Annotated in this window: 18 protein-coding genes; 4 read left to right on the plus strand and 14 right to left on the minus strand. The window is 44.8% G+C overall.

What is annotated here, in order from left to right; all coding sequences use genetic code 11:
- The 9 genes from F6K37_RS21995 to F6K37_RS22035 all read right to left on the minus strand — a co-directional run.
- Window positions 1-325: helix-turn-helix domain-containing protein (locus tag F6K37_RS21995; protein ID WP_287252150.1), on the minus strand; the 325-nt coding region annotated here is incomplete at its 3' end.
- A 56-nt stretch (window positions 326-381) separates the two neighbouring features.
- Window positions 382-870 carry an IS607 family transposase gene (locus F6K37_RS22000; protein ID WP_008188980.1) on the minus strand — a complete coding sequence of 163 codons (489 nt, stop codon included), beginning with the start codon at window positions 868-870 and terminating at the stop codon, window positions 382-384.
- Window positions 871-874: 4 nt separating this feature from the next.
- Window positions 875-1561, minus strand: coding sequence for a CHAT domain-containing protein (locus F6K37_RS22005; RefSeq protein ID WP_008188977.1), 687 nt, complete (start codon window positions 1559-1561; stop codon window positions 875-877).
- 436 nt (window positions 1562-1997) lie between these two features.
- On the minus strand, window positions 1998-2120 hold the full coding sequence (locus F6K37_RS22010) for a hypothetical protein (protein ID WP_008188975.1): 123 nt from the start codon (window positions 2118-2120) through the stop codon (window positions 1998-2000).
- Window positions 2098-2328: a hypothetical protein gene (locus tag F6K37_RS22015; protein ID WP_075873635.1), complete on the minus strand. Its 231-nt coding sequence runs from the start codon at window positions 2326-2328 to the stop codon at window positions 2098-2100. The genes F6K37_RS22010 and F6K37_RS22015 overlap by 23 nt, the downstream gene beginning before the upstream one ends.
- Before the next feature lie 12 nt (window positions 2329-2340).
- Window positions 2341-2976, minus strand: coding sequence for a PD-(D/E)XK nuclease family protein (locus tag F6K37_RS22020; RefSeq protein ID WP_008188971.1), 636 nt, complete (start codon window positions 2974-2976; stop codon window positions 2341-2343).
- A 153-nt stretch (window positions 2977-3129) separates the two neighbouring features.
- Window positions 3130-4218 (minus strand): tetratricopeptide repeat protein, encoded by a 1089-nt coding sequence (locus F6K37_RS22025; protein ID WP_287252154.1) that lies wholly within the window; start codon window positions 4216-4218, stop codon window positions 3130-3132.
- The gene (locus F6K37_RS22030; protein WP_008188962.1) at window positions 4202-5461 is read right to left on the minus strand and encodes a tetratricopeptide repeat protein; all 1260 of its coding nucleotides are present in this window, start codon (window positions 5459-5461) and stop codon (window positions 4202-4204) included. The genes F6K37_RS22025 and F6K37_RS22030 overlap by 17 nt, the downstream gene beginning before the upstream one ends.
- A 4-nt stretch (window positions 5462-5465) precedes the next feature.
- Window positions 5466-5621: a hypothetical protein gene (locus F6K37_RS22035; RefSeq protein WP_154659933.1), complete on the minus strand. Its 156-nt coding sequence runs from the start codon at window positions 5619-5621 to the stop codon at window positions 5466-5468.
- Window positions 5622-5842: 221 nt separating this feature from the next.
- Here F6K37_RS22035 and F6K37_RS22040 point away from each other — a divergent pair, with 221 nt between their 5' ends.
- The gene (locus F6K37_RS22040) at window positions 5843-6727 is read left to right on the plus strand and encodes an Rpn family recombination-promoting nuclease/putative transposase (RefSeq protein ID WP_287252157.1); all 885 of its coding nucleotides are present in this window, start codon (window positions 5843-5845) and stop codon (window positions 6725-6727) included.
- Here F6K37_RS22040 and F6K37_RS22045 read toward each other — a convergent pair.
- From F6K37_RS22045 to F6K37_RS22065, 5 genes are all read right to left on the minus strand, one after another.
- A complete protein-coding gene (locus F6K37_RS22045; RefSeq protein WP_287252159.1) occupies window positions 6704-6937 on the minus strand; it encodes a hypothetical protein in 234 nt (77 codons plus the stop codon). The two genes, F6K37_RS22040 and F6K37_RS22045, sit on opposite strands and share 24 nt — an antisense overlap.
- 101 nt (window positions 6938-7038) lie before the next feature.
- Window positions 7039-7362, minus strand: coding sequence for a Grx4 family monothiol glutaredoxin (gene grxD / locus F6K37_RS22050; protein WP_008188959.1), 324 nt, complete (start codon window positions 7360-7362; stop codon window positions 7039-7041).
- Window positions 7363-7470: 108 nt separating this feature from the next.
- Window positions 7471-7725, minus strand: coding sequence for a BolA family protein (locus F6K37_RS22055; protein WP_008188957.1), 255 nt, complete (start codon window positions 7723-7725; stop codon window positions 7471-7473).
- 90 nt (window positions 7726-7815) lie between these two features.
- On the minus strand, window positions 7816-7959 hold the full coding sequence (locus F6K37_RS22060) for a hypothetical protein (protein WP_008188952.1): 144 nt from the start codon (window positions 7957-7959) through the stop codon (window positions 7816-7818).
- 32 nt (window positions 7960-7991) lie between these two features.
- Window positions 7992-8603, minus strand: a complete 612-nt coding sequence (locus tag F6K37_RS22065; RefSeq protein WP_044495021.1) for a tetratricopeptide repeat protein — start codon at window positions 8601-8603, stop codon at window positions 7992-7994.
- A 198-nt stretch (window positions 8604-8801) separates the two neighbouring features.
- Here F6K37_RS22065 and F6K37_RS22070 point away from each other — a divergent pair, with 198 nt between their 5' ends.
- The 3 genes from F6K37_RS22070 (at window position 8802) to F6K37_RS22080 (ending at window position 10615) form a co-directional block, all read left to right on the plus strand.
- The gene (locus F6K37_RS22070; RefSeq protein ID WP_008188949.1) at window positions 8802-8936 is read left to right on the plus strand and encodes a proprotein convertase P-domain-containing protein; all 135 of its coding nucleotides are present in this window, start codon (window positions 8802-8804) and stop codon (window positions 8934-8936) included.
- A gap of 423 nt (window positions 8937-9359) precedes the next feature.
- Window positions 9360-9623, plus strand: a complete 264-nt coding sequence (locus F6K37_RS22075) for a pentapeptide repeat-containing protein (RefSeq protein WP_287252163.1) — start codon at window positions 9360-9362, stop codon at window positions 9621-9623.
- A 23-nt stretch (window positions 9624-9646) separates the two neighbouring features.
- On the plus strand, window positions 9647-10615 hold the full coding sequence (locus F6K37_RS22080) for an ABC transporter ATP-binding protein (RefSeq protein WP_044495031.1): 969 nt from the start codon (window positions 9647-9649) through the stop codon (window positions 10613-10615).
- Window positions 10616-10715: the final 100 nt, after the last annotated feature.

The following is a 10715-nucleotide window of genomic DNA, read 5'->3' on the forward strand; positions in this document are numbered from 1 at the left end:
ATTTGATTTGATAAGGTACTGCCTTACACCACTCTGGTAAGCTATTCAGAATGTCGGTCTTGATGGCTTTCCAGTTAGCTTTAGTCTCACCATCTTCAAGAATCTTGACGGTTTTGTTGAAAACATAACGGGAAACTCCAAACCACTTACGAACAGTATATCGCTGTTCAGCATTGAGGAATATCCGGATCTTTTTTGATTTTTGACCCGTACTTTCTGAGTCCGTGGACACGGCAAGAGAAGACGTGAATGATGGAGAGAAGATCTGCGGTAAGTTCTGATTCTGGACAACTTTCAGGCTGGTCGAGAACCAAGATTTTTCCACCGTTGATGCCGACCGGAGATGAAACCTTAGAGTAGTGCAGCCTTACTACAAAACCTTTACCCTATGCTGCATAATTTACCAACTATAAAGGCTGCACTACTCTTACGGTAACTTCTAACCAAGTACTCAATGAGTTCAAACCCAAATCGTGTAAGTCTGTCTCTACAGGCAACAACAATCGTGAGCTGATCTCCACGCACAACTCGTTCCAATATGGATCGAAGCCCTTTCCTTTTGTAGTTGAGTCCTGAGCCGATGTCTTTAATGATTTCGGCTTGCGGGAAAAGGGAGTGCATGTAGGCGATTTGTCTGGCGAGGTCGTCTTTTTGTTTAGTGGAACTGACTCGACAGTAGCAAATTGTAAAATGATCTGATCGAGAGCTTGACGAACTGTTCCCGAAAGTGAGCAGGCTTTCGACGTCAAACAATCTTGTTCCGCCTGGCGTTTTCTCGCATCTAATCGTTCCATCGTCCGCGTACTTTCTTAGTGTATTTTTGGAGAGTCCCGTAAGTTCGACCGCCTTACGGAGTGGAATGAGTGCCATGTTTTTAATCTAACACACATTCTGGGAGATTGTGGGAGGTATATGAATATTTTCGGAAACTGTTACAAGCCCTAGAGCGGAGAGCGGTTTCGGTAGCCGCTTTCCCCACCAGGGCTTTGGTCTGGAAGAGCTTGGCAATGGTCTCTACTTCTTTTTGAGCATGATTTAAGGGGGAAAGTCCAGGAATGGTGGGATCTCCCAGGGCGAGAAGACTGCCTGTGGTTGATTTGCCCTTGTCGGGTAAGTAGCGCAGGATGCTAGCACTGGGCAGGGACAATAGGGCGTAGTTGTCACTGAGGTACTCCTTGCCGTCAGTGAGGGCAGCAAAGGGAAGATAGTGCAGGATACCGTGGGGAACAATGGTGATAGTGGTGGTGTTGAGATGGGGCTGGAGGGGTACAATTAGCCAGTCGTGCAGGTTTTTAAGTTCTAGGGGATGGGGTTGATCTAAGTCAGCAAAGTCTTGGAAAAGTGTCAGTTCTTCGGTCAGTTGTTGGCGAGTGACATTGAGGGGGACAGTGTGGAAGCTGTTGCGGGTGATAATGAAGGCTAGGGTGCGTTCATCCGTGACAAAGTACTCGACTAGGGTAGTATCGCTATCCAGCAAGCCTTGGATTTCAGGGAGGGAGGCAACTTCTACAGTTTTTAAGCTAGCGATTTCAGGGTTTTGGACTTTTAATTGAACCAGCAAGTCCTGGTAGTCTTTTCGCAGAGCAGTTCGGTTGTTTTCGGTTTCGGCAATCGTTTCGTGATCCCACTGGTTTTTGGGACGGTTGCGGAGAGTTAGTAAACAGCTAGAGAAAATATCGCAGACTCTACCAAAAACTCTTATTATTTGTTAAACTTAAATTAGGTTAACACCGACAGGGATTATTATGTAACTTAAATTAAAGCCGAAAACCAAGGGTTTAGTAGTTGCGCTCTCTATCCCGGTGTTAGACTTTTTTGACATTTTTATGGCGCTCGCGGGATATTCCGTCAGAGAAGCGCGGAGATACCCCCTGGATGCTATTGCATCTTGCATTGGCGAGCCAGAATTTGCCTTTGGTAGGTTTTGGTAGCTAAAAAGTATCGGATAAAGACTGCTGATGAAACTCAATCGCTTTGCGGTATTGCCCTAGGCTATCCTAAGCAAGCCCGAGATTGTTGAGGGAGTTGGCTTCCCCGTGGCGGTCTTCCAGTTCGCGATAAATGCCTAGGGCTTCTTGCCAGGACTGGAGGGCAGCTTTATATTGACTGGTATTGTTCAATTCCTTGCTCAAACAGTTGGTCAGCTTTAGCCTGAAGTAAGTCTGAGGGGGTGGCTTCTTCCTGGGAGTTTTGAGTCTGTGCCCAGCTCGATTGAGCCATCAGTGGCACAGTTACAGTAGCAGAGAAGATAGCAGGAACCAGGGTTACCATCAACAGACGAACTCCCAGGTAATGTAGAACTATTGGCGGTAAACTCCTATCCCTCATCACAAATCACCATTATTCCTGGTTAATTGCCAATTGACCCAAACCCTTCAGTACCCTTAGAACGCTATACAGCTCATTTCCTGGATTGAAAATATCAAACAATTTAGAGACAGCGTACTGAGTTATTTCGCCTTTAACTAATTTGATAAACCTGAAGCTACTGCCATTCGTAATCAGTCCATAAACCGGTTTTTCAGGATAGGGATTTGACAGCATATAAGCCAGGAGTTGGGGTTTACCCACTTCCAAAGAAAAGGCCACTTTCTTGGATTCAATAACCACTACCAAAAACTGCTCCCATAACACCAATACATCGATATTTCCTCTGACGATAACTCCCCGGTCTTCTTCGGCAATTTCTACAGACTTCTCTGACTTGATGTGAAAAGGAGGCAAGTATAACCCTGCTAAATCTAACAAGGGAGAGAGCACAACCATTTTGACGGTGTTTTCTAACAGAGGAGGATATTTCGTTAAATTTGTATAACTAACCTTGACTCGGTCTAATCTTTCTTTTTCCGTAGCAGTAATTTCTGGCAAATCATCTTGCCACTCTCGAAAAAATTCGTTATCCTCAACTAAGTGAATCCCAAATTTTGTTTCTAATTCGTATAGAGTAATTTCTCTGGCTGGTATAGTTTGAATCATATCTAGCAATTCTCAGAACGAGTGAGGTAAAAATATCTGGGTTTTAGGGAGCTTCGGAGCAGGGAGTAGGGAGTAGGTAATATGGCCGCAAAACATATCACAATTCATTTAGGATTGGTATAGCCAGTGTTAATCCCTAGGGAATCTCAAATCTTACTTTAACTCTGACAGTTGCTTTTCTAATTCCCCTACCCGTTTTCGGTCCCCAAACTGTTCATAGATTGCCTTCGCTTGTTCTAACAAACTCACTCCTTCTTGCCGATTCCCACGAGCATACTGAACCTCCCCTAATCCAGCTTTGGCTGCTGCTAGTTCTTCCCAATGCTCAGTTGCTGTGGTCAGTTCTACTGCCTTTGAATAAGGACCCTTAGCTTCCACAACTAGTCCTATCCGTTTATACAAATCACCCAGTAAGCGATAAATCGGTGCTATTTTTTGATCGTTTTCTTGTCCTTCCAGGATTTCAATGGCCTCAGCCGTTAAATCGTAGTCAGCATAGAGTTCAGCTAGAGCTAAGGGCTTGAACTCCTTTGGTAGATTCTGTTCCTGAATCCGCCGAGCAATAACCTGAATTTCTCTAGCTTGATCTGACTTAATCCGCGTAAATCCTAGTCCTCCAGTGCTATCTTCTGTAGAGGCACGATTTCTATCAGTCTCGACGACCAACTTATAACTAACTCCAGGTTTTAGTGGCTTACTTCCTGGATAAACAACCTGACAAATACCCTGTTGACAAACCTGCTCTCGACTAAATTCCTCAGTCCAATTCAAGCCTCGCCCTCTCACTGTTACCATGAAACTGCTAGCATCGGTGGCATCATGCCAGCTTAGAGTGGGCTTGTCAGTCAGTAAACGAGTTGCCCGTGGGCTGATAATGTAGGGAATAGAGGAGCTTACCGGACGTGCTCTGACAATTCTCCTGGAGCTTTTAATTCGCGGTGGTGGACATATGCCATTAATGCCTGTTGTTACCCCAGCAGGTACAGAGTGAGTTTTACCATGATCACAAAATAGTTTAACCCTAACCCCCGATGGTGGTCTCAGCAGATCCCCTGGATTTATCGTGGTATAGTTAGGCACTGGATGGAAACGTGACCATCCCTCCCGTTCTAGCTCAACTCTACCCGTGGTTTTAAAAATCCAATGCCCTGCCAGTACTGGCTTACTCACCAGGCTTCCCAACATAATCATAACTATGGTCAAGATCGGGGCAGAGCAAATCAGCTTACTTAGTCGATTCACTAGTCTTATCTTTAACACCTACTTGAGCATCTATACGTTCACGAGCCATCCCAACCCAGATATCTTCATCAGGGTTACGGATATCAGTATAGCGTAAACAAATTTTCCATTCTGCCAAGGCATTGTCTGGATCTTTTTCTGGTTTGTTTTCAATGACTTGCGCTAATAAACAGTGAGCCGCTGCCGGAGTTCGCGTAAAGGTTTTGTCTAGTTCAATAGCATCTCTGAGGTAGGTTTCGGCTTCGGCATAGCGTTCTTGCTTCAACCTAGCCCAGCCTAAGTTTTTCAATAATGCATATTGAGTTCCCGTTTCTGCTTCTGGCACAGTATCTAACCCCTTCAAAAGTAAAGATACCGCTTGGGAATAGTTTTTATCTTGAATATACAACCGCACCAATTCATTATAAGCAGCATCTAAACCCCCCTCTACCGCTAACCTATACTGAGTTCGCGCCTTATCCAACTCCTGTAAATCTTCATAAAGACGACCCAAATTGTAGTGCGCTTCGGCATTATCTGGATTGAGACTCAATGCTCGTTCATAATTAGACTGAGCACTTGACCAGTCTCCTTTATTATCATATTTGTCGAAACCCCATTTATTAAAGCAGTCCGAAATCAAGGGCAAAGATCCTCGAAAGCCAATTAACGAAACTAAAAGTACCACCGATAGTCCCAATTTTACTTCTTGCCAAAGATATTTTTTAATCCCTAATCCCGATAGAATTTCTTCAACACCTGTACGACCAGCTTTGGTTAAAACCCCCCCAGCTGTCAACAAGGTCAATGCACTCTGGGAAATCACCGCAAAAGAACCTATAAAACCCGGACTAGTACTTAAAAAACGGGAGGAAATATCTACCACTAGACTCACCGATGCCGTTAAAGAAGTAACTGTCAGTGCATTCCACAGCCAGTCGAAACGGTCTAAGCGATGAGTAGGTGCTTGTAGAAACCACCACCAGTAGTCTTGTGGGGGATGAAAGCTAGTCCGCCAATTAGTTAATTGCACAGTCTGAGTAATCAAACCAGCCTGCTTTTTCAATCTGCTATCTAACTCAATCAGTTTAATCAGTTTATCTTTAGAAATGTGGGCAATATCAGCAAATTTTTCCTGAACAATATTGCGAGCAATCAGGACACGAAGAATGGCTTCAGGAGATGGATTATTGTCAGTTTTTTCAAGGGCGGTCAGGGCAGCTTCATAACGATTGAGAGTAGACTCTAACTCTAGGATGCTCATTCAGCTAATAGCAAAGGGAATAGGGAGTAGGGAGTAGGGAGTAGGGAGTAGGGAATAGGGAGTAGGGAACAGCGGATCTGGGAACAGGGAGCAGTGGATCTGGAAACAGGCAAGATGCCTGTTCCACCAAGATGCCTGTTCCAGGCACCAGGTCAAACACCTTTAATGAGATGCACCCTTCTGATTTAGATCTTATCTAAAGGTATTCTGTCAATCAGAAATACTCCGGTATCATAACTTGAATAAATAAACAAGATCCAGGTGCGATCAATTTTTTAGCTCAGATTCACTACACTGTCTTGATGCAGTCGCTCATGGGGGAAACCCCCAAGACCGCGCTGCATCGCTGTCTGAGATAGTGTTAACTTTGAACAATTTGCCTTGGCCTACGATAATATCTGCAAATACCTAGCAGAAGAATATCCATCAGAGTTTTTTCAGTGGCTATTGGGTGAGGAACCTGATGATATTCAGGTACTTAAAACCGAATTAAGTGCTGAACCCATTCAAGCTGATGCTCTGACTTTACTCCAAAGTACAAACCAAATTCTGCACCTAGAATTTCAAACCTTACCTCAATCTGAGCCACCATTACCATTTCGGATGTTGGACTATTGGGTCAGGCTACAGCGCAAATACCGATGTCCGATTGAACAGGTGGTGATTTTTCTAAAGTCTACGACCTCACAGATGGTATTCAATAACGAGTTTAGGGATACTAATACCTGGCATCGTTATCGAGTAATTCGCTTGTGGGAGCAAGACCCATTACCACTGTTAGCCAATCGGGCTTTGTTACCCTTGGCAACTCTAGCTAGGAGTAATCGGCCTAATCTATTGTTGGAGCAAGTGGTTGCTGAAGTGGATAAAATTGAAGAAAAACCATTACGAGGAAACTTAGCAGCCTGTGTGGATGTGCTGGCTGGTTTACGGTTTGACAAAAATTTAGTGCGTCGATTGTTGAGGGAGGAAGTTATGGAAGAATCAGTCACCTATCAAGATATTATCCAAAAGGGAGTCCAGAAGGGAATCCAGCAGGGAATCCAGCAGGGACTCCAGCAGGGACTCCAGCAGGGACTCGACCGAGGAAAGCAGCAGGAAGCGGTATTAATTGTGATGCGTCAGCTAACCCTGAGGTTAGGTTTACTTGAGCCTGGGCTCCAACAGCAGATTGAGGGATTATCCATTACTCGATTGGAGGAATTGAGTGAAGCGTTGTTGGATTTTGAGACAGCAACGGATTTAGCGGTTTGGTTGGATCACTAGGGAATAGGGAATAAGAAAAAATTCGGCGTTGCTGAATCTTCGAATGAATAGGAGTAGAGTGGGCATCCTGCCCGCTCGAAAATATGTGGGCATCCTGCCCGCTCGAAAATAAGCATGAAACTGGCAAGATGCCAGTTCTACCAAGATGCCAGTTCCACGCAAGATGCCCATTCCACCAACATGTCCATTCCAGAAAACTCTTAAAATCATTCCATTATTAAGCAACGCCCTAAAAAAAAGCGATCGCATTTCCTAATCCGATCGCTTTTTGCGGTTGTTCAGTTCTGTCAATAGTTTGGTGCAGTCAAGGATTAGGATGCCAGGGCGACTTCAACGGTCTGCTGCAATTCACCATTTTGATACATCTCAATCATCACATCAGACCCACCGATAAACTCTCCCTTAATGTACACTTGAGGAATAGTTGGCCAGTTGGAATATTCTTTGATTCCCTGGCGAATCTCGTAATCTTCTAGTACGTCTACGGTTTCGTACTTAATTCCTAGGCTATTCAGAATTTGGACAACGTTATTAGAAAAGCCACACTGGGGCATTAGTTTGCTGCCCTTCATGAATACCAAAATTTTGTGCTCTTGTGTTAATTTTTCTATTCTCTCTTTCAGTTCTGGTGTCATCGTTGTCTTAAACTCCTGGGATATCTAGATAGTTATTTCGATAGTCGATATTATATTAGTCTAGCGGGCGCGAAATCCTAGACTCTTCCAATTATGACTTAGGCCAGTTTACTGCTTGCCAGCCCAAGCTTCGGGGGTATAGGTTTTTAGAGCTAGGGCGTGAATGGCCTCCGTTGCCAACTCTTCGCTTAGGGCTCCATAAACCAGCTGATGTTGTTTCACCAAGGATTTACCTTCAAACTCGGAGGAGACAACAGTGGCTTGGAGATGGTTACCACCCCCTAAATCTTCTACTTTTACCTGAGCATCCGGTATCGATTCTTTAATCTTTTCTTCAACTTGCTGTGTACTAATCGGATCCATTTTTTTTATTCCAGTTTCTATTGGAATTTCTAAAATACACTAAAATTTAACGTAAGCATATGCGCTACGCGCACGCTACTTGAGGTGCGGTCAGCGGTCAGCGGTCAGCTTTCCGTAACTCAGATCAAACCAATGCTTACCTCTTGTTTTATTCAAAAGCACCTCAAGTAGCGTGCCCATAAGCTGTTCGCCCAGCGTGGCCATTCGCGTAGCGTGGCCAACGGCCAAGGCCATTGGCTGATAGCTGATAGCTGATAGCTTACAATTTAACTGCCTTTATTAGAACCAGCGGACGAGGTGGGCTGGCTATTGCCATTTCTAGGAAAGGGAGAATCGACGAATCCTAGCTCAAACAGCTGTTGGTAGGATTTTTTTCCCAATTCCCTGGTTGGATTTTGAGACCGAATAATTTGAATTAACAAGGGGACAGCTAATTCTGGCTGGTCATTGGCTCGATGGACTAGGGCTAGCCGATAGGTAGCTTCATCTCGCTTTTCAGCAGTTTCCAGGGCTTTTTGCCGTTGAGACTCGTAGACTCGGTTGTCAATGCCGGAAAAACTGGAAGCCAGCTGTTGGTAAAAGTTAGACAACTGGTTGAATATCTGACGTGCCTCTTGGAGTTTTTTGGCCGCTACGCTATAGTTCCCTGAATCAATAGCGTTCGTCGCCTCTTGCATCATCCGCTCTCCCCCCGGCATACTCAATAGGCTGTCTTCTTGAGTCAACGGCCCGGTATTGTTGGGGTCAGTGATGTCTGATTCTACTTGGATATCAGCACCTTGCGCCTGTGCTGGTGGCAGTACTACCAAAGCTGCCATCACGGGAAGAGCAACGAAACAGGCGAGCCTGACCGGATTAAGAGTGCCAGAATAAACCATACTATAGCTTTGGGAATTGGTTACCTAAAATAATAGAGTAAATCCAAACTATTGGTATAGTACCATTACCACAAACGATTAAGGGCTTCTTGGAAAGGTAAAGCAGGTACCAGAGTTGTTGGATCTAAGGTTCAGACTGAAAATAGTCCTAAAAGGTTCCCTATTCATCCCCGATGCCTATTAAAACAAACCTATTCCGTGGAAACTACTCCTGGTTTGAAGTCGGTTTTGAATAAACCAGCATCGGGAGTATGGCAATTACAGGTGGTGGATGATGTAGCGATGGATACGGGAAGGTTGAATAGTTGGGAGTTGATTTTGGGAGTTGGTTGAAGGGTTAAGGTTAGTGGGTTTAAGGTTAGGGGGTTGAACGCGAACGCGTGGCCAAAGGCCAAGGTTGAACGCGAACGCGTGGCCTTTTGGCCAAGGTTAGCTAGCTGATCGCTGATCGCTGATCGCTGATCGCTGATCGCTGATCGCTGATCGCTGAATGCTTACAGGTTAACTGGTTACCTTTGAAATTAACGATAAATAGAGATAAGACTTGATAAGTACCTGTTTTTCTGGCTTTAATGCCTGATTTCTATCCCTTCATCCATCTTTGGTGTCTTGATTAATTTTGACAGCATTAAAACGTCTCGTTATACTACTTTTGTAGTACAAGTGAAAGCAAAGTTTTTCCTTTGGCTTTGCGAAGCTAATGAATTTACCCAAGTCATGAATTTATTTAAGTAAGACTCAATTAACCTTGGGTCAGTGGTCCGTGAGCCATTACCCATTACCGATTATCCTTGGGTATTTCACTCAGCTAACCTTCAAGCAGCTAATCTTCAACCAGCCAACCTTCAACCAGCTAACCTTCAACCAGCTAACCTCCAACCAGCCAACCTTCAACCAGCTAACCTTCAACCCGCTAACCTTCAACCCGCTAACCTTCAACCCGCTAACCTTCAACCCGCTAACCTTCAACCCGCTAACCTTCAACCCGCTAACCTTCAACCCGCTAACCTTCAAAATTGAGCCACCCATCTGTGGTCTTAGCTATGCATCTTACAACATCTGAAATCGATACGGAACGAGTAGCACTGACGGCTTACGATTTGTGGAAATCTTATGGCGTTCGCGTAGCGGCTCCAAAGGAGCATCGCACTGTCGTTAGTGGAGTTAGTTTTACCCTAAATCCTGGGGAAGTTTTGGGTTTACTTGGACCGAATGGTGCGGGTAAAACGACTACGGTGGGAATGCTCTACGGCGCAGTTGTGCCTAGTCGTGGCTTTGTACAGTTGGGTCAATATCAGGTACATTCTCAAGGGCGACAGGTTCGTTTTTCCATGGGGATTGTTACTCAAGAGGATAATCTTGACCCGGACTTCACCGTATTTGAGAATTTGGTTGTCTTTGCCCACCACTACCGGATCACCGGTAAGTCAGCTCGGACACGAGCAGGGGAGTTACTGGAGCTCGTGGGGCTACAGGATTATGCTCAGCGGCGGATTGATGAGCTATCTGGTGGCTTGAAGCGGCGTTTGGTATTGGCACGAGCCTTGATTAATCATCCCCAAGTCGTGTTTTTAGATGAGCCTACTACAGGACTTGACCCGGATGCACGGCAGGATTTTTGGAAGCTGGTGATTCACCTGAAACATCAGGGGTGTGGGGTGTTGTTGACTACTCACTATATGGATGAAGCACAACGGTTATGCGATCGCTTAATCTTACTTCAGCAGGGTAAGGTGATTGACGAAGGTACCCCCGATGACCTGATTGAGCGCACTGTTGGTAAAGAGCTAGTGGAGATTGAGGGAATCTCGCCAGATATCCTGCAACAATTAGCGACTCAGTACGGAACTTGGTATCGCACCTTTGGCAGTAACTATCTGATTGCATTACCTATGGACAATCCCCAACCTCTCTGGCAGGACCTAAATACGATTCCATCTGTTAGTCTAACCCGCCGCCGCACCAACTTAGAAGATGTATTTTTACGACTGACCGGAACATCATTGGATTGATTAAGTTAGACAGGTTTACTATCAACATCCGGTTTACTAATTGTAATATCTTATATTGGGATATTTGTAATTAGTTAGGACTTACGAAGTTTAGTTGGGC

Source organism: Moorena sp. SIO4E2 (assembly GCF_010671945.1).
Taxonomy (GTDB): Bacteria; Cyanobacteriota; Cyanobacteriia; order Cyanobacteriales; family Coleofasciculaceae; genus Moorena; species Moorena producens.

What these genes read in the sequence shown, in the direction of transcription:
- F6K37_RS22080 (WP_044495031.1), top strand. Translation starts at nt 9,647, where the DNA reads ATGCATCTTACAACATCTGAAATCGATACGGAACGAGTAGCACTGACG.
- F6K37_RS22060 (WP_008188952.1), bottom strand. Translation starts at nt 7,959, where the DNA reads ATGGCCTTGGCCGTTGGCCACGCTACGCGAATGGCCACGCTGGGCGAA.
- F6K37_RS22030 (WP_008188962.1), bottom strand. Translation starts at nt 5,461, where the DNA reads ATGAGCATCCTAGAGTTAGAGTCTACTCTCAATCGTTATGAAGCTGCC.
- F6K37_RS22055 (WP_008188957.1), bottom strand. Translation starts at nt 7,725, where the DNA reads ATGGATCCGATTAGTACACAGCAAGTTGAAGAAAAGATTAAAGAATCG.
- grxD (WP_008188959.1), bottom strand. Translation starts at nt 7,362, where the DNA reads ATGACACCAGAACTGAAAGAGAGAATAGAAAAATTAACACAAGAGCAC.
- F6K37_RS22045 (WP_287252159.1), bottom strand. Translation starts at nt 6,937, where the DNA reads ATGATTTTAAGAGTTTTCTGGAATGGACATGTTGGTGGAATGGGCATC.
- F6K37_RS22000 (WP_008188980.1), bottom strand. Translation starts at nt 870, where the DNA reads ATGGCACTCATTCCACTCCGTAAGGCGGTCGAACTTACGGGACTCTCC.
- F6K37_RS22020 (WP_008188971.1), bottom strand. Translation starts at nt 2,976, where the DNA reads ATGATTCAAACTATACCAGCCAGAGAAATTACTCTATACGAATTAGAA.
- F6K37_RS22015 (WP_075873635.1), bottom strand. Translation starts at nt 2,328, where the DNA reads ATGAGGGATAGGAGTTTACCGCCAATAGTTCTACATTACCTGGGAGTT.
- F6K37_RS22065 (WP_044495021.1), bottom strand. Translation starts at nt 8,603, where the DNA reads ATGGTTTATTCTGGCACTCTTAATCCGGTCAGGCTCGCCTGTTTCGTT.